The sequence below is a fragment of the Stappia sp. TSB10P1A genome (assembly GCF_900185725.1).
Lineage (GTDB): Bacteria > Pseudomonadota > Alphaproteobacteria > Rhizobiales > Stappiaceae > Stappia.
In genome coordinates, this window is record NZ_FYAU01000035.1 from 63,106 (window position 1) to 85,579 (window position 22,474).

General features: G+C 68.9%; 14 protein-coding genes. 6 read left to right on the forward strand and 8 right to left on the reverse strand.

The window, feature by feature from the left end; genetic code table 11:
- Window positions 1-4: 4 nt before the first annotated feature.
- The 4 genes from accB to TSB10P1A_RS17655 form a co-directional block, all read right to left on the reverse strand.
- Window positions 5-463 (reverse strand): acetyl-CoA carboxylase biotin carboxyl carrier protein, encoded by a 459-nt coding sequence (gene accB / locus TSB10P1A_RS17640; RefSeq protein WP_186389262.1) that lies wholly within the window; start codon window positions 461-463, stop codon window positions 5-7.
- Window positions 464-513: 50 nt separating this feature from the next.
- Window positions 514-954 (reverse strand): type II 3-dehydroquinate dehydratase, encoded by a 441-nt coding sequence (gene aroQ, locus TSB10P1A_RS17645; RefSeq protein ID WP_186389263.1) that lies wholly within the window; start codon window positions 952-954, stop codon window positions 514-516.
- A gap of 160 nt (window positions 955-1,114) precedes the next feature.
- A complete protein-coding gene (locus TSB10P1A_RS17650; RefSeq protein ID WP_186389264.1) occupies window positions 1,115-1,867 on the reverse strand; it encodes a DsbA family protein in 753 nt (250 codons plus the stop codon).
- 64 nt (window positions 1,868-1,931) lie between these two features.
- Window positions 1,932-3,416 carry a M48 family metalloprotease gene (locus TSB10P1A_RS17655; RefSeq protein WP_186389265.1) on the reverse strand — a complete coding sequence of 495 codons (1,485 nt, stop codon included), beginning with the start codon at window positions 3,414-3,416 and terminating at the stop codon, window positions 1,932-1,934.
- 307 nt (window positions 3,417-3,723) lie between these two features.
- On the opposite strand from TSB10P1A_RS17655, the gene TSB10P1A_RS17660 reads away from it, so the two are divergent.
- A complete protein-coding gene (locus TSB10P1A_RS17660) occupies window positions 3,724-4,884 on the forward strand; it encodes a pyridoxal phosphate-dependent aminotransferase (protein WP_186389266.1) in 1,161 nt (386 codons plus the stop codon).
- 1,389 nt (window positions 4,885-6,273) lie between these two features.
- Complete coding sequence (locus tag TSB10P1A_RS17665; RefSeq protein WP_186389267.1) at window positions 6,274-6,795, forward strand: DUF4405 domain-containing protein; 522 nt, start codon at window positions 6,274-6,276, stop codon at window positions 6,793-6,795.
- A gap of 275 nt (window positions 6,796-7,070) precedes the next feature.
- Here TSB10P1A_RS17665 and TSB10P1A_RS17670 read toward each other — a convergent pair whose 3' ends face one another.
- A complete protein-coding gene (locus TSB10P1A_RS17670) occupies window positions 7,071-9,737 on the reverse strand; it encodes a ribonuclease E/G (RefSeq protein ID WP_186389268.1) in 2,667 nt (888 codons plus the stop codon).
- Between the two features lie 916 nt (window positions 9,738-10,653).
- Between TSB10P1A_RS17670 and TSB10P1A_RS17675 the strand changes: the two genes are divergently transcribed.
- From TSB10P1A_RS17675 to prfB, 3 genes are all read left to right on the forward strand, one after another.
- Window positions 10,654-11,988: an N-acetylmuramoyl-L-alanine amidase gene (locus TSB10P1A_RS17675; protein WP_244293171.1), complete on the forward strand. Its 1,335-nt coding sequence runs from the start codon at window positions 10,654-10,656 to the stop codon at window positions 11,986-11,988.
- 237 nt (window positions 11,989-12,225) lie between these two features.
- Complete coding sequence (locus tag TSB10P1A_RS17680; RefSeq protein WP_186389269.1) at window positions 12,226-14,676, forward strand: penicillin-binding protein 1A; 2,451 nt, start codon at window positions 12,226-12,228, stop codon at window positions 14,674-14,676.
- 203 nt (window positions 14,677-14,879) lie between these two features.
- A protein-coding gene (gene prfB / locus TSB10P1A_RS17685; RefSeq protein WP_186389270.1) for a peptide chain release factor 2 occupies window positions 14,880-16,011 on the forward strand; the annotation gives its coding sequence in 2 pieces (ribosomal slippage) (window positions 14,880-14,948 and window positions 14,950-16,011; 1,131 coding nt in all).
- Window positions 16,012-16,101: 90 nt separating this feature from the next.
- On the opposite strand, the gene TSB10P1A_RS17690 is transcribed toward prfB, so the two are convergent.
- The 3 genes from TSB10P1A_RS17690 to TSB10P1A_RS17700 all read right to left on the reverse strand — a co-directional run bounded on the left by TSB10P1A_RS17690 (window position 16,102) and on the right by TSB10P1A_RS17700 (window position 19,003).
- Window positions 16,102-17,481, reverse strand: coding sequence for a peptidoglycan DD-metalloendopeptidase family protein (locus TSB10P1A_RS17690; protein ID WP_186389271.1), 1,380 nt, complete (start codon window positions 17,479-17,481; stop codon window positions 16,102-16,104).
- A gap of 118 nt (window positions 17,482-17,599) precedes the next feature.
- Window positions 17,600-18,451: a ferritin-like domain-containing protein gene (locus TSB10P1A_RS17695; RefSeq protein WP_186389272.1), complete on the reverse strand. Its 852-nt coding sequence runs from the start codon at window positions 18,449-18,451 to the stop codon at window positions 17,600-17,602.
- An 81-nt stretch (window positions 18,452-18,532) separates the two neighbouring features.
- Window positions 18,533-19,003: a peroxiredoxin gene (locus TSB10P1A_RS17700; protein ID WP_186389273.1), complete on the reverse strand. Its 471-nt coding sequence runs from the start codon at window positions 19,001-19,003 to the stop codon at window positions 18,533-18,535.
- Between the two features lie 198 nt (window positions 19,004-19,201).
- On the opposite strand from TSB10P1A_RS17700, the gene TSB10P1A_RS17705 reads away from it, so the two are divergent.
- A complete protein-coding gene (locus tag TSB10P1A_RS17705) occupies window positions 19,202-22,474 on the forward strand; it encodes an AsmA-like C-terminal domain-containing protein (RefSeq protein ID WP_244293179.1) in 3,273 nt (1,090 codons plus the stop codon).

Genomic DNA, 22,474 nt, shown 5'->3' on the forward strand with positions numbered 1-22,474 from the left:
CCCGTCACTCGATGACGACGAGGGGCTCGCCGTACTCCACCGGCTGGCCGTCGTCGACAAAGATCGCGGTCACCCGTCCGGCGCGCGGCGCCGGGATCTGGTTCATGGTCTTCATGGCTTCGACGATCAGCAGCGTGTCGCCGGCGGCGACCGTGTCGCCGATCTCGACGAAGGTGCGCGCACCCGGCTCCGGCGAGCGGTAGGCGGTGCCGACCATCGGCGAGAGCACCGCGCCCGGATGGCTTGCCGCCTCGGCGGCGGCAACCGGGGTGGCGACGACCGGCGCCGGCGCGGCGGCGGCGGCGCGGGCGAAGGAGACCGGAGCCTCGACCGTCACCTGACGGGCGACGCGGACGCGGAAGTCGTCCCGCTCCAGCTCGATCTCGGTCAGATTGGTCTCGTCGAGCAGCATCGCGAGCTGGCGAATCAGGTCCTGGTCGATCTGGTCTTTCTTTTCCGACATGGGCTTGTCTTGGTCTTTTCGTGGTTGGTCGGGCGCCGCGCGCCCGAAGGTCATGGCCGGATGACGGTCGACAGCGCTTCCAGCGCCAGCCGGTAGCCCGTCGGGCCGAAGCCGCAGATCACGCCGAGCGCGACCGGCGACACGTAGGAGCGGTGGCGGAACGCCTCGCGGGCATGGACGTTGGACAGATGGACCTCGACGGTCGGGATCTGCACCGCCCGGATCGCGTCGTGAAGCGCCACCGAGGTGTGGGTATAGGCCGCCGGGTTGATCACCAGGCCCTGGGCGACGTCGCCCGCCTCCTGGATCCAGTCGACCAGCACGCCCTCGTGGTTGGTCTGGCGGAACTCGATGTCCAGGTCCAGATCCTCGCCGACATCGCGGCACAGCCGCTCGATATCGGCCAACGTCGCCGTTCCGTAGGTGGAAGGCTCCCGTGTTCCGAGCCGGTTGAGGTTCGGCCCGTTGAGGACATAGATGGCGGCGGACATGGATTCCCCGTTGAGGGTCCCTTGAAGGCTCCGCAACGGGGCCCGCAAGGGACGACGCGCCGCACAAGGCGCCGCGTCACGATACCTGCCTCTTATAGGGACAAGCGGGGATGAGGAAAAGACCTCATCTTGCCGCTGCCCGCGCCCCTGGCTTCGGCGCTCAGCAGGTCGCCTGGCCGCAATTGCGCATGGCCGCGACCTTGCCCTTGAGCTGGTCGTAGCCGACCGCGCCCATCACCACCTCGTCGCCGATCACATAGGACGGGGTGCCGGTCAGGCCGAGCCGGTTGGCGAGCATGTAGACCTCCTCGAGGGTGGTGTTGACCTCGCTCTTGCCCAGCGTCTCCTCGACCTTGGCAGCGTCGATGCCGGCGGCCGTCGCGGCGGCCAGCGCCGAGGCCTTGTTGGCCTGGCCGCGCACGCCCATCAGCTCGCGGTGGAAGTCGTGATACTTCTCCGGCGCCACCAGGTTGACGGCGACCGCCACCTGCGCCGCCTCGACCGAGCCCTGGCCCAGCACCGGGAATTCCTTGAGGACGATCCGCAGCTTGCCGTCCTCCTTCAGCAGCCGTTCCATGTCGACCATGGCGCGCTTGCAGTAGCCGCAATTGTAATCGAAGAACTCGACCAGCGTGACGTCGCCCTCGCGGTTGCCGAGCTCCACCTGGCGGGTGGAATCGAACAGGATGTCGGCCACCGTCGACAGCGCGTCGGAGCGGGCCTTGTTGGCGGCGGCGATCTCGCGGCGCTCCAGCTCCTCCAGCGCCTCGCGGATCACCTCCGGGTTCTGGACGAGGTAGTCGCGCACGATGGTCTCGACATCGCCGCGCGACAGCGGCGTGTCCTGGGCGAGCGCCAGCGGCGACAGGAGGAGGGCCAGCGTCGCGGCGGCGGCCAGTACGAGTTTCTTCATTCGGGTCTCCAGCGGCCGGGTGGTCCGGCCTCGTTGGCGGGTGCCGTCGCAGTGTCGCTTGCGCTCACGAGCGGCCGGGAAGCTGCGGCGGTTTATAGGACACGATATCATCGGCCTGCAGCCATGCGGGCGTGCCGGGCTTCAAATTTTTTTGTGCGCGGGCGGCGTAGCGCTTGGCCGCCTGGAAGTCGCCGCGCGCCATCAGCCCGCGCGCGGTCGCCACATCCGCCTCCGCCGTCTTGCCCTGGCGGCCGAGCGCGATGGCGAGCTGCGAATGGCCGATCGGCGAGTTCTCGTCCACCTGCAGCCCGGCCTTGAGGATCTTCTCGGCCTCCGGCAGCAGCGCGTTGTCGTTGGCCGCGACCAGCGCGAAGCCGAGCCAGATCTGGAACTGCGCCTCGCGCGGGCGCAGGCTCAAGGCCTGGCGGAACGGCGCGATCGCCGCCTTGGGGTTGCCGGATTCCAGCAGCGCCTGGCCCTTCAGCTCGTGGAAATAGGGGTTGTCCGGCTGCCGGCGGATCAGCTTGTCGATCGCCTCGACCGCTTCGCTGCGGCTGCGCGTGCGCATGGTGACGACGGCCCGCGCATATTCGGCCGGCAGCGAGCTGTCGGAGCGCGGGTAGTCGCGCGCCACCGTGCTCGGATGGGCGGTGAAGGCGATCAGCTTGGCCCGCACCATGTCGTGGCGGGCCTGCAGTCGCGGATCTTCCGGCGTGTCCCAGTAGGGGCTCTGGCGCGCCACCGTCTCGAGCTGGGTCAGCCGTTCGCGCGGCATCGGGTGGCTCTGCGCGTAAGGGTCGGTGTACTGGGCCGAGAACAGCGTCTGGTCGGCGAAGCGCGAGAAGGTCTTCAGCATGCCGCGCGCCGACTGGCGGGGCTTCTGCAGATAGGTGAGGGCGGCGCGGTCGGCGACCGATTCCTCGCCGCGCCGATAGGCGAGCAGCGAGCGGTGGGCCAGCCCCGCGCCGGCGGTCAGCGCGCCGGCGCCGCCCTGGGCAATGTCGCTGGAGCCGGAGCTGGAGCCGGCGGCGATGGCGCCGGCGCCCAGCACCGCGCCGATCACCGCGATCACCTGGGCATTGGCCAGCGCCTGGCGCAGCCGCACCAGATGGTTGCCGGAGATGTGGCCGATCTCATGCGCCAGCACGCCGATCACCTCGCCCGGCGTCTCGGCGTCGATGATCACCCCGACATTGATGAAGATGCGGCGGGCATCGGCGACGAAGGCGTTGAAATCGTTGCGGTTGACCAGGATGATGTCGACCTGCTGGCGGGCGATGCCGGCGGCGTCGAAGATCGGCCCGGCATAGTCGCGCATCAAGGCTTCGGTCTCCGCGTCGCGCACCAGGGGCAGGCTGCCCTGCGCCCGCGCGGCCGTGCCCATGGGGCTGAGCGCCAGCACGCCGGCCATTGCCAGCGCGGCGCCCCGGCGCAGCAGTCCGTGCAGAAGTCCGCGCAGCAGCCCGCGCGCCGGGCTGCGGCTTGCATCCGTGCGGCGCACCGCGGGCGATGCCGTGCCGGTTCGGTCGAGCGAGCGGAAGGACCCCATCTTCTGCCTCTTGCCTGTTGTGCCTCTTGCCGGATCAGCCTGTTGCCGGATCTGTCTGCTGTCAGCCGGGCCGGCGGGCAAAATCCCGCTCCTCCCGCGCCGCGAGCCTCGACAGCGGCCCGCGCGAAGGGTAGGGAGCCCGTGACGGGCGGTCAACTGCTCCGGCGCCCCTGCCTGCCCGCCCGTCTGTCTGCCCGTCTGTCTGCCTCTCTGCCTCCCTGTCTTGACGCGGCAAATGCGGCGCGAGATAGGCAGACCGGGGCGTTTTCCGTCACTTTGCCGTCATGAGCGTACACAGGACCTTTCCATGCCGCATCCCTCCCGCCGCTCCGACGTCGAGCCGTTCCTCGCCATGGACGTTTTGTCGCGCGCCAATGCCCTGGAGGCGGAGGGCGCCCGCATCCTGCATATGGAGGTCGGCCAGCCCGGCGCGCCGGCACCGACGCCGGTGCTCGCGGCGGCCCGCGCGGCGCTGGAGGGCGGGCGCATCGGCTATACCGAGGCGCGCGGGCTCGCCGGCCTGCGCCAGGCGATTGCCGGCTACTACCGCGACACCCACGGCCTCGACGTGCCGCTGTCGCGGATCGTCGCCACCACCGGCTCGTCGGCCGGCTTCAACCTCGCCTTCCTCGCCGCCTTCGATGTCGGCGACAGGGTGGCGATCACCGCGCCCGGCTATCCGGCCTATCGCAACATTCTCAAGGCGCTGGGTCTCGTCCCGGCCGAGATCGAGGTCGGCGCCGACACCCGCTGGGCCCTGACGCCGGCACTGCTCGAAGCTGCCCATCGCGAGGGCCCGCTCAAGGGCGTTCTGGTTGCCTCGCCGGCCAATCCCACCGGCACGATGATGACGCCGCAGGCGCTCAAGGACCTGAGCGATGCCTGCGAGGCGCTCGATATCCGCTTCATCTCCGACGAGATCTATCACGGCCTCGTCTTCGACGGCGAGCAGGAGACGGCGCTCTCCTTCACGAACAAGGCCATCGTCATCAACAGTTTCTCGAAATACTACTGCATGACCGGCTGGCGCATCGGCTGGATGGTGCTGCCGGAGGATCTGGTCCGCCCGGTCGAGCGCATCGCTCAGAGCCTCTACATCTCGCCGCCGGAACTGTCGCAGCGGGCGGCGGCCGCCGCCTTCGGCGCGCGCGACGAGCTGGAGGCGGTGAAGGCCGGCTATGCCCGCAACCGCGCGCTCTTGCTGGAGCGCATGCCGGCGCTCGGCTTCACCGAACTGCTCCCCGTCGACGGTGCCTTCTACCTCTATGCCGGCATCCGTCCCTTCGCCAATGACAGCCTCGCCTTCGCCTCGCGGATGCTGGAGGAGGCCGGCATCGCCGCAACGCCGGGCCCGGATTTCGACCCGGTCAACGGCCGCTCCTACATGCGCTTTTCCTTCGCCGGCGACCATGCGGTCATCGCCGAGGCCGTCGACCGCCTCGCCGACTGGCTGCCCCGGGCCGGGTGATGGGCGCGCAGTTCACTCCGCCCTCGCGTTTCGTCCTTCCGGACGGCGCGCCCTTCCGCGCTCGTCCGTTTCCGTGCGTCCTCCCGGACGCAATCCTCTCCTTTCGTCATCCCGGGCGCGCGCTAGCGCGACCCGGGACCGGCGAGCCGGGGGCCTGCCCGAAACGCTCCCGGCCGTCCCCACGAACGTTCGTGGCTCCCCGGTCCCGGATCTTCGGCCTTCGGCCTCGTCCGGGAGGACGCTGGGAGAGGCATGTGCGACAAATATCCGCTGAGGGCGCCATTGGTTCCCGGCTCTCCGGCTTCGCCTGCGGCCGGGATGACCTCCGTGGGGGGGCACGGCCTCACCCCATCTCGGAGGTCACCCCCGGTCGCGCGCAAGCACGCGCCGGTCAACCTACCCTCGGGGGCGTCCCTTCGGTGCCCCTGCCGTCACCCCACCCTCCGAGGTCACCCCGGCCGCGCGCAAGCGCAGAGCCGGGGTCCATTGGCTGCCAGAGCAGCCGAGACGGCACACCGCGCTCGCGTTTCGCCCTCCCGCGCTCGTCCGTTTCCGTGCGTCCTCCTGGACGCAATCCTCTCCTTTCGTCATCCCGGGCAAGGCGTAGCCGCGACCCGGGACCGGCGAGCCGGGGGCCTGCCCGAAACGCTCCCGGCCGTCCCCACGAACGTTCGTGGCTCCCCGGTCCCGGATCGTCGGCCTTCGGCCTCGTCCGGGAGGACGCGGGGAGAGGCATGTGCGACAAATATCCGCTGAGGGCACCTCTGGTTCCCGGCTCTCCGGCTGCGCCTGCGGCCGGGATGACCTCCGTGGGGGGGCACGGCCTCACCCCATCTCGGAGGTCACCCCCGGTCGCGCGCAAGCACGCGCCGGTCAACCTACCCTCGGGGGCGTCCCTTCGGTGCCCCTGCCGTCACCCCACCCTCCGAGGTCACCCCGGCCGCGCGCAAGCGCAGAGCCGGGGTCCATTGGCTGCCAGAGCAGCCGAGACGGCACACCGCGCTCGCGTTTCGCCCTCCCGCGCTCGTCCGTTTCCGTGCGTCCTCCTGGACGCAATCCTCTCCTTTCGTCATCCCTGGCAAGGCGTAGCCGCGACCCGGGACCGGCGAGCCGGGGGCCTCGCGAAGGCACTTGCGACCGAACCCGCCAGCGCGACCCGGTGCCCATTGGCTGCCAGAGCGTTCGTGAGAACAAGCCGCCCTGCACGGCAATGCCTCACCTCCAGGGCATCGCTTCGCCCACGCGGTCCTCTCGCCCGCCCATCAAAACTGTCCGGATCTGTCGCGGCGCCACGCCTTGCGACACTCCGTTACAGTCTGGCCATTGCCGGGCGCGCGCCGGTCTGCCACGCCTTGCCGCAGAGGAGGCAGATCAGTTTCGGAGAGCCCCATGCTGCGCGTCCTGAAAACCCATGGAACCACGTTCACCATCATCCTTTTCGCCGTCTCCGCCGTGTCCGGCGTCGCCCTGTTCTTCCATTGGAGCAGCGCCGTGTTTCACGGCATGCACGAATGGCTGTCGATGCTGCTGCTCGCGCCCGTCGCCCTGCACCTGTGGCGCAACTGGAACGGCTTCACCGTCTATCTGAAGCGCCGCCAGCTTCTCGTCCCGGCCGCCCTCGGCCTTGCCGCCTCCCTGGCCTTTGCCGTGCCGGTCCTGACCGCCGGGACCAGCGGCGGCAATCCGATGCGCGCCGCCCTCGGCGCCCTGGAGAAGGGGAGCATCGCCGAGGTCGCGCCGCTGTTCGACCTGACGCCGCGGGCGCTGGCTGAGCGTCTTGCCGCCAAGGGCTACCGGGTGGCGCCGGACGGCGACCTCGCCGCCGCCTCGCTGGCCGAGATCGCCAGCGCCTCGGGCAAGCCCGCCGGCCCGGCGCTGATCGCCGACGTCGCCTTCGCTCAAGGACTATAGCCGCAGGTCCGCGGGCGGGGACAAGTTTCGCGTGGCCCGGGGATAGCGCGGGGACACAGTAATCACGCGAGGGGGCAGGCGAGGTGCGCCGGTCCCGGCTTATCCCCGCCGCCGGCCGATCCGGATCGCCGGCCGAATTTGCGCGCGTGTCTCGAATTTTCGCGATTTCGAGACGGAATTTTGCAAAATTCGTCTCGAAATTTCTCAAAATTCCGCAAAACCGAAAACGGCGCCCGGATGTCCCCGGGCGCCGTCGTCATGTCATTGATGAAAGATCAGAAGAAGCTGCGGCGCTGCCACCAGCCGGACCGCTTCGGGCCGTCCGGGTCGGTTTCCTCGCTGCTACCGTCCTTGGAGACGGTCTCGCGCACCACGACGGGCTCGCTGGGAGCTGCCGGTTCGGCCGCAACCACGGGCTCGGCCGCCGGCGTAGCCTCCTCGGCGACAGCTTCCGCCGGCGCGTCCCCAGAACGGTCTTCAGGTGCGGTTTCGCTCGTTTCTTCAGCAGCTTCCGCCTCCGCGGCGATCTGTGCTGCCGGCTCCTGCGCCTCGGCCTCGGCTTCGGCCTCGGGCGCTGCCTCCGCGGCCGGCTCGGTCACCGGCTCGTCTGCCGCCAACGCCGTTTCGGAAACCGCCTCGGCCGGAGCCTCGTCCGCCGGCGCGTCGGGGCTCTCCGCCCCTTCGTCGGCGGCCTCGCTCACGCTGTCAACAGCCTCGGTCCCGGCCTCGGCATTGGCGTCGCTCTCGCCGTCGCCGGAGGTCTCCGACGCCTGCGCGACCGGCTCGTCGCTCTCGCTCTCGCCGTTCTCGCCTTCGCCGTCGCGGCGGCTGCGGCGGCCACCCCGGCGGCCGCGGCGGCGCTTGCGGCGGGCCCGCTCGTCCTCGTCGCCGTCCTCGCCGCGTTCGCTCGCCCCGGCCTCGGCTTCGCCGTCCGGCTCGCCGTCCTCAAGGCTCTCGTCGTCGCTCTCGCCGGTCCTCTCGTCAGCCCGGTCGCCGGCAACGCCCTGCGTCCGCTGCTGGTCCTCGTCGGAGGACGGACGCCGGCGCCGGCGGCGGCGACGGCGCTTGCTGCGGGCGCCGTCCTCGCCGTCGCTCTCGTCGCGGGCCCTCTCGTCGCGGCCGGACGACGACCGCGGGGCCTCCTCGTCCTCCTCGATCTCGTCGATCTCATCGATCTCGTCGGCCTCGTCCACCGTCATCGGCATCACGGTCGAGGGCTGGATCATGCGCGGGGCGATGTTCGGGCGCGCCTCGATCGGCTCGCCGCGCTCCAGCACATAGTGCTGGCCATTGTCCATATGGCCGGCCTGCACGGTGACCTCGAGGCCGAACCGCTCCTCCAGGTCGGCAAGGTGACCGCGCTTCTGGTTGAGGATGTAGAGCGCCGCCTCGGTCGTCGTGCGGACGATCAGATTGTGCGTCGCGCCCTTCAGCAGGTGGTCTTCGAGCGAACGCAGCACATGCAGCGCCACCGATTCCACCGAGCGGATCATGCCGGTGCCGTGGCAATGCGGGCAGGGCGTCATCGAGCTTTCCAGGACGCCGGTGCGGATGCGCTGGCGCGACATCTCCAGAAGGCCGAAATGCGAGATGCGGCCGACCTGGATGCGCGCCCGGTCGTTCTTCAGACAGTCCTTCAGCTTGCGCTCGACGGCCCGGTTGTTCTTGTTCTCCTCCATGTCGATGAAGTCGATCACGATCAGGCCGGCAAGGTCGCGCAGCCGGAGCTGGCGCGCCACTTCCTCCGCCGCTTCCAGATTGGTCTGGACGGCGGTGTCCTCGATATTGTGTTCGCGCGTCGACTTGCCGGAGTTGACGTCGATGGCGACCAGCGCCTCGGTCTGGTTGATGACGATGTAGCCGCCCGACTTCAGCGTCACCTGCGGCGAGAACATCGCATCGAGCTGGCTTTCGACCATGAAGCGCGAGAAAACCGGCGTCGCCTCCTTGTAGGGCTGGACGTTCTTGGCATGGCTCGGCATGAGCATGCGCATGAAGTCCTTGGCTTCGCGATAGCCGTCGTCGCCGGCGACCAGCACCTGGTCGATGTCCTTGTTGTAGAGGTCGCGGATCGAGCGCTTGATCAGCGATCCCTCCTCATAGACGAGATAGGGCGCCGACGACTGCAGCGTCAGGTCGCGCACGTTCTCCCAAAGCCGCATCAGGTATTCGAAATCGCGCTTGATCTCGGCCTTGGTGCGGCTGGCGCCGGCGGTGCGCAGGATCACGCCCATGCCCTGCGGCACTTCCAGTTCGGAGGCGATCTTCTTCAGCCGCTTGCGGTCGGTCGGGGTCGTGATCTTGCGCGAGATGCCGCCGCCGCGGGCGGTGTTCGGCATCAGGACCGAATAGCGGCCGGCCAGCGACAGGTAGGTGGTCAGCGCCGCGCCCTTGTTGCCGCGCTCCTCCTTGACGACCTGCACCAGGAGCACCTGCCGGCGCTTGATGACTTCCTGGATCTTGTACTGCTTGCGGTGCTTGCGGACGCGCTGGGGAACCTCCTCCATCGCGTCTTCGGCGCCGACCGACTCGACGTCGTCCTCGCCGTTCTCGCTCTCCTCGGAGGCGACAGCCTCGCCGTTCTCCTGGCTGGCGGGCTTGGCGGCCTTCGGCTTGCGGCGCGAGGGGCGCTCGTCGTCGTCGGCGCGGGCGGCCTCGGCCTCCTCTTCCTCGATGAGGGCCTGCCGGTCGGCGACCGGGATCTGATAGTAGTCGGGGTGGATCTCGCCGAAGGCGAGGAAGCCGTGCCGGTTGCCGCCATAGTCGACGAAGGCCGCCTGCAGCGACGGCTCGACCCGCGTTACCTTGGCCAGATAGATGTTGCCGCGAAGCTGCTTGCGGTTCGCGGCCTCGAAATCAAATTCCTCGACCCTGTTTCCACGCACCACGACGACCCGGGTCTCCTCCGGGTGCGCGGCGTCGATCAGCATTTTGTTTGCCATTGATGGATGTCTCCACGACCGTCGCGCCCGGGCGGCTTGTTACGCCGGCCCGGATCCGCGCGAAGGCGGCCGTCCTGTTCTGCGGTGTGATGAAAGACGAAGGGGTGCTGCACCGCGCGGCGATCCGTCCGGACCCGGCGACGCCGGTGACGGCGGCCTCGTGTCCCTTCAGGATCGTCTTCGCGCATTGGTTCATTGCAGCGCCCAGTAAGCCATGTTGCGGCGGCCGCCGCCTTGCGGCGGGCCGGATGTGTCAGTCCTGTCGGCTGCCTTGCCGGGCGCTGAGGCGGCCGTCGGTGGCAAGCCGAGACGGGGCTCCGGCCAGCCTTGCGGCCATCGTGTGCCGGCCGCGCAGTGCGCTGCCGGACGCTTCATGCGCCTCGTTCCGTCGCCGATGCCCGAAGCGCCGCCGATGAGCGGGGCCAGGAGCGCTGCGGAACGCCGGTCGGGACGCAAGCGTCCGGAATGCGGGGTGTCGTCGACACGCGGCGCGCCGTTGCTGGCACGAGGCATCGCTGACACGCGGCACCATCGACCGGTTCCCGGTGTTCGGCCTTCGCCACGCAGACCGGGAACGCACGAATTCGATGGCCACCCTGCCGGGCGCCGCTGCCAATTGATCGTTCGCTGTTTACGAAAGTACAGTTGGCTTGACCGGACGCCGCCAGATGGCACCAGAACGATCCAGGCTGAATCAGCTTCAACTCCCGGACCCGTCGCATTTCTTTTACGGTCGCGGAAGGCATATGGCAAGTAGGCTGACGGAAGGACACTGACCCAGGCTTGCATCGGGCCGCTTCTGCCTCGCATCCGTGCAGCGGGCGTCGTATCGTCAATGAAAGGTTAACTTGCCCCGAGGTACATCTTGCTGCAGTAAACCGGCGGGGCGGGCAGGGACCGGCGAGAGGCATATCGAGTGACGATCATCGCGCGCATGACAGGTCTGCTGGCGCTGGTTGCCCGTCTGGCGCCGGCCCGCGGCCCTGTGCTGGCGAGCGGCCTGGTCTTGGCCGCCGGCCTGGTGCTTGCTGGAGGTCCGGCCCTGGCCGAACAGGCCTCCGGGAGCGCGTCGGGGCAGGCGGTGGCGCGCGAGGCGCGGATCGCCGGCGACGAGGCGCGCACCCGCTTCATCATGGACCTGTCCGCGCCGGTGGACTTCGCGGTCTCGACCCTGTCCGATCCCTATCGCGTCGTCATCGACCTGCCGCATGTCAATTTCGACCTGCCGGCGACGGCCGGGCAGGACGGGCGCGGCCTGATCACCGCCTGGCGCTTCGGCATGTTCGCGGCCGGCAAGTCGCGCATCGTGCTCGATGCTTCCGGGCCGGTCGCGGTCGACAAGTCCTTCGTGCTGCCGCCGGTCTCCGACCAGCCGGCGCGGCTGGTGCTCGATCTTGTCGGCACCAGCCGCGAGACGTTCCTGGAGACGGCGAAGACGCCGGCGCCCCAGGCCGCGCGCAAGGGCGACAAGCTCACCGCCACCCGCCGCCGCGACAAGCCGCTGATCGTGCTCGACCCCGGCCATGGCGGCATCGACACGGGCGCGAGGGGCACCACCGGCACGCTGGAAAAGGCCATCGTGCTCGACTTCGCCCGACTGCTGCGCGACAGGCTGATGGCGAGCGGGCGCTACGAGGTGCGGATGACGCGGGACGAAGACGTGTTCGTTCCCTTGCGCGAACGGGTGCGCATCGCCCGCGAGGTGGAGGCCGACCTGCTGCTGTCGATCCATGCGGATTCGGTGCGAATCGGCCGCGACCAGGTGCGCGGTGCCGGCGTCTACACCCTGTCGGAGACGGCGAGCGACGAGATCGCCGCCGCCCTTGCCGAGCGCGAGAACCGCTCGGACGTGATCGCCGGCATCGACCTTGCCAACGAGCCGGACGACGTCACCGACATCCTCATCGACCTGGCCCGCCAGGAAACCAAGAAGTTCTCCTTCCTGTTCGCCCGGACGCTGGTGGACGAGCTGCGCGGCACTGCGCAACTGGTCAAGAATCCGCACAGATCCGCCGGTTTCCGCGTGTTGACGGCGCATGACGTGCCGTCCGCGCTGGTCGAGCTCGGCTATCTGTCGAACCGCCTGGACGAGAAGCTGATGACCACCGAGGAGTGGCGCGGACGCATGACGCAGGCGCTGGTCGCGGCGATCGACGGCTATTTCGGGCGCCGCTTCGGCGATGGCGCGATGAAGCTTTCGCACACGACCGCGGTCACCGCCAAGACCGACGCGGAGGAGCAGGTGGAGTGAGGTGGGGCTCCGCCTCAGCATCGCCATATTGGTCGCGGAAGGAGTGGGGGTTCTCAAACGCGGCCGCGAGCGGCGCCCGCGACAGGGAACAAGGGGCAGCGCGGTCCCGATCCGCTATTGCGCCGGGATCGCAACGGGGGCATGACGGCGCGGCGCAAGTCCGCTCCGTCCGGGCCGGCCGGAAGACCGGCCAGCGCATCGCAAGATCGAGATTACCGGGATAGACGAGCCGGATATATGAAGTTCCTGATCAAACTCTTCGGCTACCTGTTCGGCATCGGTGCCGTGCTGGGTCTGCTCGTGGCCGCGGGCATCTGGCTGTTCCTGCAGGACCTGTCCGAGGACCTGCCGGACTATACCGCGCTCAAGAACTACGAGCCGCCGGTGATGACCCGCGTGCATGCGGCCGACGGCCAGTTGATGGCCGAATATGCCAAGGAGCGGCGCCTGTTCCTGCCGATCCAGGCGGTCCCCGACCTGCTGAAGCAGGCCTATATCTCGGCCGAGGACAAGAACTTCTATTCCCATCTCGGCATCGATCCGGAAGGCATCGCCCGTGCGGCGGTCGCCTATTTCCGCAATTACGGCAGCGGCCGCCGGCCGCAGGGCGCCTCGACCATCACCCAGCAGGTGGCGAAGAACTTCCTCTTGACCAACGAAGTGTCGATGGAGCGCAAGGTCAAGGAGGCGATCCTCGCCCTGCGCATCGAACAGGCCTACACCAAGGACGAGATCCTCGAGCTCTATCTCAACGAGATCTATCTCGGGGTCGGCGCCTATGGCGTCGCCGCCGCCTCGCTGCTGTATTTCGACAAGTCGGTGCACGAGCTGACGCTGGAGGAGGTGGCCTATCTCGCCGCGCTGCCGAAGGGGCCGAACAACTACCACCCGTTCCGCGAACGCGATGCGGCGATCGAGCGTCGCAACTGGGTGATCGACCGGATGGTCGAGAACGGCTACATCGACAGCCTCGTGGGCGAGGAAGCCAAGGCCAAGCCGCTGACCGTCAAGCTGCGCTCGCGCGGCACCCACCTCTTCGCCTCTGAATATTTCTCCGAGGAGGTGCGCCGGCTGATCGCCAATCTCTATGGCGAGACGCGCCTTTACGAAGGCGGCCTGTCGGTGCGCTCGACCCTCGACCCGAAGCTGCAGGTGATCGCGCGCAAGGCGTTGATGGACGGTCTCATCGCCTTCGACCAGCGCCGCGGCGGCTGGCGCGGCCCGGTGCAGAAGATCGAGCTGGGCGCGGGCGACTGGGGCGCGGACCTGTCCCGGATCGACGGCATGTCCGACGTGCCGGAGTGGCAGCTTGCCGTGGTCCTGTCGACGTCTGGCGATCGCGCCGAGGTCGGCCTCAAGCCGGGCCGGCTGGCCAGCGGCGAGTTGTCGAGCGAGCGCGAGCGGGTGTCCCTGCCGCTCGCCGGCATGAAATGGGCGCGGGTCAGCGGCCGCTCGCCGAACAGCGTCGGCGACGTGCTGTCGCCCGGCGACGTGGTCTATGTCGAGAAGGGAGCGGACGGGGCTTACGAGCTGCGCCAGTTCCCGAGCGTCTCCGGCGCGCTGCTGGCGATGGATCCCTATACGGGCCGCGTGCTGGCGATGGTCGGCGGCTTCTCCTTCTCGCAGAGTGAGTTCAACCGCGCGACGCAGGCCTATCGCCAGCCGGGTTCGTCGTTCAAGCCGTTCCTCTATGCGGCGGCGCTCGACAACGGCTACACGCCCTCCAGCGTGGTCATGGACGCGCCGTTCGAGATGGCGCAGGGCCCCGGCCTGCCGATGTGGCGGCCGCAGAACTATGGCGGCAAGTATTACGGCCCCTCGACCCTGCGCGTCGGCATCGAACTGTCGCGAAACGTCATGACGGTGCGTCTGGCACAGGACATGGGCATGCCGCTGGTCGCCGAGTATGCCAAGCGGTTCGGCATCTACGATGCGATGACCCCGGTGCTGTCCATGTCGCTCGGCGCCGGCGAGACCACCGTCATGCGCATGGTCACCGCCTATGCGATGATCGCCAATGGCGGTCGCAAGGTGCAGCCGACGCTGATCGACCGGATCCAGGACCGCTATGGCAAGACCGTCTATCGCCATGACGAGCGGATCTGCGAGACCTGCGCCACCGATCACTGGGCGAGCCAGGGCGAGCCGGAGCTGATCGACAATCGCGAGCAGGTGCTCGATCCGATGACCGCCTATCAGATCACCTCGATGATGGAAGGCGTCGTCCAGCGCGGCACCGCCACAAGCATCAAGGTCCTCGGCCGTCCGGTCGCCGGCAAGACGGGCACGACCAACGAGGAGAAGGACGCCTGGTTCGTCGGCTACACGCCCGATCTGACGGTCGGCGTGTTCGTCGGCTACGACACGCCGAAGCCGATGGGGCGCGGCGCGACCGGCGGTCAGGTAGCGGCGCCGATCTTCACCGAATTCATGCAGGCGGCGCTGAAGGACAGCCCGCCGGTCGAGTTCCGCGTGCCCAAGGGGCTGCAGCTCATCCCGATCAACCGGCAGACGGGCCTGCGCGCGGGCGCCGGCACGCCGGGCACGATCCTGGAAGGCTTCAAGCCGGGCACGGCGCCGCCGGACGAATATTCGATCATCGGCTTCCAGGACGAGATCGGCATTCCGCGCACGGTCTCGCCGGAGGCGGGGCAGGCGGTGATGAGCGGCACCGGCGGCCTGTACTGACCTGACGCGTCCGCTTCGGCACTGCCGTATGTCTGGACCTGAAATCTTCGGCGCCGCGGCGGGGGAGACCCGGTCGCGGCGTTTGCGATCGGCGGGCCGATCAACTATGGTCCGCGACCGAAACGGACGCGCCGCCGGGCCTTTGGCCGTCGCCGCGTCCCTCTTTTCGAACTGCAACCCCCAACTGGCGAGAAAGGACGGCGATGCGCGCTGAAACCGAGGCCGTGGTCGACGAAATCAAGCAGGCCATAAGCCTGCTGAGGAGGCATCTTTGACTGGGACAACGCGATTGTCCGTCTGGATGAACTGAACGCTGCGTCCGAAGATCCGACCCTTTGGAACGACCCTGCCAAGGCGCAGAAGCTGATGCGCGAGCGCCAGCAGCTCGATGACGGGCTGAGCGGGGTGCGCAAGCTGGAAGCCGACCTTGCCGACAATCTCGAGCTGATCGAACTCGGCGAGATGGAAGGCGACAAGGAGGTGATCGGCGAGGCCGAGGCGGCGCTGAAGGCGCTGCGCAGCGAGGTCAACAAGCGCCAGATCGCCTCGCTCCTGTCGGGCGAAGCCGACGGCAACGACGCCTATCTGGAAATCAACTCCGGCGCCGGCGGCACCGAGAGCCAGGACTGGGCGAGCATGCTGCTGCGCATGTACACCCGCTGGGCGGAGCAGCACGGCAACAAGGTCGAGGTGCTCGAGCTCCATGACGGCGAGGAAGCCGGCATCAAGTCGGTGACGCTCAAGGTCAAGGGCGAAAACGCCTATGGCTGGCTGAAGACGGAATCGGGCGTGCACCGGCTGGTGCGCATCTCGCCCTATGACAGCCAGGCGCGGCGGCACACCAGCTTCGCCTCCGTGTGGGTCTATCCGGTCATCGACGACTCGATCGAGATCGAGGTGAACGAGAGCGACTGCCGTATCGACACCTACCGTGCCTCGGGCGCGGGCGGCCAGCACGTCAACACGACCGACTCGGCGGTGCGCATCACCCACCAGCCGACCGGCATCGTGGTGCAGTGCCAGTCGGAGCGCTCGCAGCACAAGAACCGGGCGACCGCCTGGTCGATGCTGAAGGCGCGGCTCTACGAGCTGGAGCTGCAGAAGCGCGAGGAGAAGGCCAATGCCGAGGCTGCCTCGAAGACCTCGATCGGCTGGGGCCACCAGATCCGCTCCTATGTGCTGCAGCCCTACCAGTTGGTGAAGGACCTGCGCACGGGCGTCGAGAGCACCAACCCGACCGGCGTGCTGGGCGGCGACCTTGACGACTTCATGGAAGCGACGCTGGCGCAGCGCGCCTTTGGCGGCGCGCCCGAGACGGTCGAGGACGTGGACTGACGGCCGCTCCGCTCGCCAGTATGAGACCAGGCAACAGGAAACGGCGCCCGCGGGCGCCGTTTCGCGTTTGTGGGTCTGCAGGAGCGGTGGTCAGTCGCCGAGCAGCGGGCTGATCTTCTCGCCGGTGCGCAGGAAGCGGGCCGGATTGAGCGGCCGGTCGTTGACCCGGATTTCGTAATGCAGGTGCGGGCCGGTGGAGCGGCCGGTGGAGCCGACGGTGCCGAGCCGGGCGCCGGTCGCGACCGTATCGCCCTCGTTCACCGAAATCCGGCTCATATGGGCGAAACGGGTGACGACGCCGCTCGGGTGACGGATCTCGACCGACTTGCCATAGCCGCCGTTGCGCCCGGCGAAGATCACCTTGCCCGGCGCCGGCGCACGGATCACCTCGCCGGTGGCGGCGCGGAAGTCGAGGCCGGTATGCATGGCCATGCGGCCGAGGAAGGGGTCGACGCGCGGGCCGAAGGAGGAGGAGAGCTCGGCGCCGGGAAGCGGCGAGGCGAGCGGGATGCCGCGGGCGGCGTCCTTGACCTGGGAGAGGGCGAGAAGCGCCGTCTCCGCCCGCTGGATGCGCGAATCGAAATCGGTGTCGGCGAGCGGCACGAACGGGCCGCCCTGGCCGGAGGCCGGCAGATGCTTGGCGCCGGCAAGCTGCAGGCCGAGCTGGTCGGCGGCATCGGCGATGGTCGCCGCGTCGCGCTCGGCGGTGACGGCGATCACGTCGAGCGCCGCGTGCGCCTCGCTGTCCATGCGGTCGAGCGCGGCATTGACGTCCTCGATGATCTCGATGCGCCGGTCGGGACCGGCGGCGGCGCCCTCGGCAGAGGGCCCGGCCGGGGCGAGGTCGCGCAGCGGCTTGCCGGGGGCGGCGGCGCCCTGACGGGCGGCGGCCTCGGCGGCGGCATTGTCTTCGGAGCGGGTGCCGCGCAGGCTCAGCAGTGGCGAGATCTCGATCGGCTCCGGCGTGCCGCCGATGCCGGTGGGCGCATTGGTCGTGTCGATGGCGAGGCTGGCCGGCTTTGCGGGCGGCACCGGTCCGGCGACCGCGACGCGAATGCCGCTTTCGGCCGCCTTGGCGAGCAGTCCGGAGACGCGCGCCTGACGGGTGTCGAGATCGCGCTGGCGCTCGACGACGTCGGCGAGCTGCTCCTCGATGCTGCGGCGTTCGAGCACGCGGCGGCTGGTGAGCTGGTCGATGCGCGAGCGCAGCGAGGCGATGCGGTCCTCGTAGGAGAGCTGCATCTGCGCCTGACGTTCGGCAGAAGACTGGATGATGTCGTCGCGCAGGACGAGATAGGCGGTGGCGCCGATATAGCCGACCGCAAGCGCGGCCACGACCGTCGTCGCCAGACCCGCCATCAGGGGGGAGATGGTGAAGCTGCGGACATGGTCGCCGCGGGCGATGATCACCCGATGCGGCTCCTTGCGCTTGCCGAAGTCCCTGCGGCCGTTTGCAGCGTGTCCTGTCATGCGTCTGTGGACCCGTTCCCGGCGGTGCCAGACACTCACGCGGCACCTCGTTCGGCTCCGATCATGCGCCCGTTAAGGTTAACAAAAGCTAAGGAACTGTCCGAATTCGAGAATCCAATCAGCCGGTAAGGCGGACCAGCGGGCGGTAGAAACCTGGCGTCAGTCCGGCTTCCGAGCGCGCCCGGTCGTTGAACGGCGGCTTCAAGCCGGCCTTGAAATGGCGGCGCACCAACTCCTGGAAGCGGGCTTCGGGATCGCGGCGGTCCTGGTCGCACAGATAGCGGAACCACTTGGCGCCAAAGGCGACATGGCGTTTCTCGTCGCGATAGATGATTTCCAGGATCGCGGCCGTTTCCGGGTCGCCGCGCTCGCGCGCCTTCTCGATCATCGGCGGGGTGATGTCGAGGCCGCGCGCCTCCAGCACCAGGGGAATCACCGCCAGCCGGCCGGCGAGATCATCGCCCGTGCTTGCGGCCGCCTCCCACAGCCCGTGATGGGCGGGCAGGGCGCCATAATGCGAATCGAGCTCCTCCAGCCGCCGGCGCAGCAGCGAGAAATGCTTGGCCTCTTCCAGCCCCACGCGCACCCAGTCGTCGAAGAAGGAGCGGGGCAGGGGGCGGTCGGCGAAGCGGCCGACCATGTCCCAGGTGAGGTCGACGGCGTTGAGCTCGATATGGGCGAGGGAATGCAGCAGGGCGATGCGGCCCGAGGTGCCGCCGATGGCGCGCTTGGGCATGTCGCGGGGCGGCAGCAGGATCGGCGTGTCGGGACGGCCGGGCTGGTCCGGCATCCGCTCGCCGCCGGTGCGCCGGCGCAGCGACAAGGTGCGGCCGAACCAGGCGCGGGCGGTGGCATGGGCCACGGCGGTCTTCTCGTCCAGCGAGCGGGCCGCCACGACGCGGCGCGCGCCGCAGGCAAGGGATGCGGGAGTGAAGTCGGCCGTGTCGGCCTTGCCTGGTGAGACGCGCATGCAAGCTCCGAAGGCGTTACGGGCGGCGCCGCCGCGCGGCTCTCATGCGGAGTGCTTCGCGGCGGCGGGCCCCACGACGGCTCACCGGGTCGCGCGGACGGCCTCCAGCACGGCCTCGGCATGGCCGGGAACCTTGACCTTGCGCCACGTCTCGACGATCTGGCCGGCCCCGTCAATCAGGAAGGTCGAGCGGTCCACGCCCATATAGGTCCTGCCATACATCGACTTTTCCACCCAGACGCCCCAGGCGGTGGCGACCGCGGCGTCCGGATCGGCGGCGAGGATCACCGAGAGGTCGTGCTTGGCCTTGAACTTGTCGTGCTTGGCCGCCGTATCCGGCGAGATGCCGACGACGACCGCGCCCGCTGCCTCGAACTCCGAGGCCAGGGCGGTGAAGGCGATGGCCTCCTTGGTGCAGCCCGGCGTGTCGTCCTTGGGGTAGAAGTAGAGCACGACCTTGCGGCCGCGCAGATCGGACAGGCGCAGCGTGCCGCCGCCGTCCCGCTCGAGCTCGAAATCCGGTGCGGCGATTCCTGTCGTGATTTCCGTCATGCTGCCTTCCTTTGGTCATTTGGGGGAGGGATAGTCCACGAATCCCTGCCAGTTGCGGATACGTATTACCGACGGGCTCGGATCCCCTTTCGCGGACATAGTATGATCATTCCGATTCGCGGATGATCAGCCTGCCACGCCCAAAGGACCGGGACACTGCTTAAACGCCTCATACATCGTGACAGGCCCTTGCGGGACGTGCTGCATGGCCGGCGGCGTCGCCGACCCTGGCGGGTGGTGCTGGTGATCGTCGGCATCCTGGCCGTGTCCGCCCTTGGCGGGCTGGCGGTGACCTTCGGCAGCGGGCCGGTCTCCATGCCTTACCTGGCGCAGTATCTCTCCGAGGGCGCGCTGGCGCCGGGGGCGCGGCTGCGGGTGGGGGCGGTGACCATCGATCTCTCCGAAGGTCTGCCGCCCAAGGCCGAATTGCTGGACCTGTCGATCGAGGCGGAGGCGGATGACGGCCTCTCGCTGCAAGTGCCGCGCGTGTCCGCGCCGCTCGACCCGCTGGCGCTTCTGCAAGGCGAGATGCGCCTGTCCGAGATCCGGCTCGAACATGCGCGCCTGAGTATTGCCAATGCGGCGCGCTCCGCCTCGTCGAGCGAGATCCCGGACATGGCGGTGATCGCCGAGGCGGCCGATCGCATGGCGCGGCTTGCCACGGCGCAACTGGCGCAGCGCGGCATCGCCCGGATCGAACTGGTCTCGGCGGAGATCGTCGCGGAGGGCGAGAAGACCTATCGCATGCGCGGCATCGACGCCGAACTGACCAGGGCCGACGACGGCACGCTGCAGGCGGATGCCGAGATCGCCGGCCGGCTCGGCCAGTGGAAGGCCAAGGCCCGCCGCTCTGTCGACCCCGAGACCGGCGAGAGCCTGATGCGGGTCGACCTGTACGACGTCACGCTGGGCGAGTTCGTCTCCGTCGAGTCCTCGGTCGACGCGGGCAAGGGGCTCGGCATCCCGGTGCGGGCCCGGCTCGACGTGGCCATGGGCGCGGACGGGGCGTTCGACACGACGCGGGCCGGCGTCATTGTCTCGCCGGGCTGGATCAACACCGGTCACACCGTGGTCGGTTTCGACAAGATCGACATTCAACTCTATTGGGAGGCCGGAACCCCGGGCTTTCGCGTGGTTCCGTCCCTCTACCAGTACGGCAACACGGTCCTGCCGTTCGAGGGGCTGGTGGAGCCGCCGCGGGAATGGCAGGACATGTGGTCCTTCCGCATCGTGTCGCGGGACGCGCGCATCGGCCCCTCGGACGTGGCGGGCCCGCCTTTCGAGATGGAGGCGTTCCTGGCGGAGGGGCGCGCCGACCTCAAGGAGAGAGAGCTCCATTTCGACAAGCTGGCGCTGCGTTCGGGTGCGGCCGAGATGGATGGCGCCGGGTCGGTGCGCGCCGGCGATGACGGCCTCTACATGGCCCTTGCGGTTGAAAGCGGCCCGATGTCGGTCGCGAGCCTGAAGCGGTTGTGGCCGATCACCATGATGCCGCCGGCGCGGGCCTGGGTGATCGAGCATCTGGTCGACGGGCGGATCGACAGCGGCAGGGCGATGGTCTCGCTGCGGCCGGCCGCCTTCGACGTCGACGATCCGGAAGCCGGGTGGTCGGGCGACGACGTGCAGGTCGACATTGCCTTTTCCGATCTGAGCCTCAGCACGGTCGGCACGGTGCCGGTGGCCCAGGGCCTGTCGGGGCGTATCCATGTCGCCGACGAAGTGCTGACCGTCACGTCGTCCTCGGGCGTGATGGTGGCGCGGCCGGGCGAGCAGATTGCCATCAGCGACACCGTGTTCCAGGTGCCGGATCTGCGCGAGAGCGGCACCAAGACCGGCGTGCTCAAGCTGACGGCGAAGGGGCCGGCGAAGTCGCTGGCGACGCTGCTCGACGCCGAGCCGTTCACGGTGCTGTCGCGCAACGACCTGGCGCCGGAGGACGTCGCCGGATCCGGCGCGATGACGCTCAACGCACGCTTTGCGCTGGTCAAGGATGTTCGTGTCGACGATGTCGACTGGGACCTGTCCGGCTCGCTCAAGGGCTTCTCCAACAGCCGGGCGATCCGGGGACACAAGCTGAGCGGCGCCGATCTCACATTCGACGTCGACGAGGGCAGCCTGTCGCTGAAGGGACGCGGAAAGCTCGACGGGCTGCCGGCGAATCTGGACCTGGTGGTGCCCTTCGACAACGCCGACGGCAAGGCGGTCGCCGCCCGTCAGGGGGTGGTGATCGAGGCGACGGCAGCCCAGCTCGCCGAGCGCGGCATCGACATTCGCGGCTTCGTCAACGGTCCGCTCAAGCTGACGACCGAGGAGACGGAGGCCGGGCAGTCCTATCAGGTGGATCTCACGCGGGCCTCCATCGAACTGGCGGATCTGGGCTGGAGCAAGAGCCCCGGCGTTGCCGCGCGCGCGCAATTCCGCATGAGCGAGAGTGGCGGACAGCGGGAGATCCGCGGGTTCCGGCTGACCTCGGAGGGCGTGGAGGTCGAGGGCAACATCACCCTGACTGCAGCGGGCGATCTGGAGCGGGCGGAGTTTTCGCGCTTCGCCTTGCGGGCAAGCGACGATGCCAGCCTGCGGCTGTCCAAGCGCGGCAAGCAGATCACCGTCGACCTGCGGGCGAACCGGCTCGACGCGCGCGGGCTGGTCGCCAATCTCAGCGGCAAGGGGGGACCCGGCGGCGGCGACAAGACCGCGCTGAAGATCACCGCCGAGGTCGGGCAGTTGATCGGCTTCAACGGCGTCACCTTGTCGGGCGTGTCGCTGTCCATGTCGAAGACGGGCGGCGATCTGCGGGCGCTCGACCTGTCCGGCTCGTCGGGCGGCAGGTCGGTGTTCCAGGTGAGGATGACCGGGGAAGGGGCGGGCCGCGAAGTGACCGGCACCTTCCAGGATACGGGCGCAATCCTGCGTTTCGCCAATCTCTACCAGCGCATGCGGGGCGGTGTCGGCATTCTCTCGATCGCCATGCCGACGGCCAATGACTGGAACGGGAACTTCAAGATCAAGCGGCTGGCGATCACCGAGGATCCGGCGATCCAGGCGCTGGCGCGCAGCCCGGCGGTGCTGGATGCGCGCGACCCGCGCCGCAACCAGGTCCTTGCCGGAGTGGAGCGTCGTGGCGAGGCGAGTTTCAGCGTGCTGGAGCTGGTGTTCCGCCGCAGCGGCGACATGCTGACCGTCACCGAAGGCACGCTGGCCGGCCCGACGATCGGCGGCACGGTCTCGGGCAATGTCGATCTCGCGACCCGTTCGCTCGACATGACGGGCACGTTCGTGCCGGCCTTCGCCATCAACAATCTCTTCGCCAAGATCCCGATCCTCGGCTTCGCGCTTGGCGGCGGGGCCGACGAGGGGCTGATCGGCGTCACCTATCGGCTGACGGGGTCGCTCGCCGATCCGGTGCTGACGGTGAACCCGGCCTCGGCGATGGCGCCGGGCATCTTCCGCAAGATCTTCGAATACCGCTGA

Excerpts from the sequence above, each read along its gene's own strand:
- TSB10P1A_RS17655 (WP_186389265.1), bottom strand. The coding sequence starts at position 3,416 with ATGGGGTCCTTCCGCTCGCTCGACCGAACCGGCACGGCATCGCCCGCG.
- TSB10P1A_RS17680 (WP_186389269.1), top strand. The coding sequence starts at position 12,226 with ATGAAGTTCCTGATCAAACTCTTCGGCTACCTGTTCGGCATCGGTGCC.
- aroQ (WP_186389263.1), bottom strand. The coding sequence starts at position 954 with ATGTCCGCCGCCATCTATGTCCTCAACGGGCCGAACCTCAACCGGCTC.
- accB (WP_186389262.1), bottom strand. The coding sequence starts at position 463 with ATGTCGGAAAAGAAAGACCAGATCGACCAGGACCTGATTCGCCAGCTC.
- TSB10P1A_RS17695 (WP_186389272.1), bottom strand. The coding sequence starts at position 18,451 with ATGCGCGTCTCACCAGGCAAGGCCGACACGGCCGACTTCACTCCCGCA.
- TSB10P1A_RS17665 (WP_186389267.1), top strand. The coding sequence starts at position 6,274 with ATGCTGCGCGTCCTGAAAACCCATGGAACCACGTTCACCATCATCCTT.
- TSB10P1A_RS17660 (WP_186389266.1), top strand. The coding sequence starts at position 3,724 with ATGCCGCATCCCTCCCGCCGCTCCGACGTCGAGCCGTTCCTCGCCATG.
- TSB10P1A_RS17690 (WP_186389271.1), bottom strand. The coding sequence starts at position 17,481 with ATGACAGGACACGCTGCAAACGGCCGCAGGGACTTCGGCAAGCGCAAG.
- TSB10P1A_RS17700 (WP_186389273.1), bottom strand. The coding sequence starts at position 19,003 with ATGACGGAAATCACGACAGGAATCGCCGCACCGGATTTCGAGCTCGAG.
- TSB10P1A_RS17670 (WP_186389268.1), bottom strand. The coding sequence starts at position 9,737 with ATGGCAAACAAAATGCTGATCGACGCCGCGCACCCGGAGGAGACCCGG.
- TSB10P1A_RS17650 (WP_186389264.1), bottom strand. The coding sequence starts at position 1,867 with ATGAAGAAACTCGTACTGGCCGCCGCCGCGACGCTGGCCCTCCTCCTG.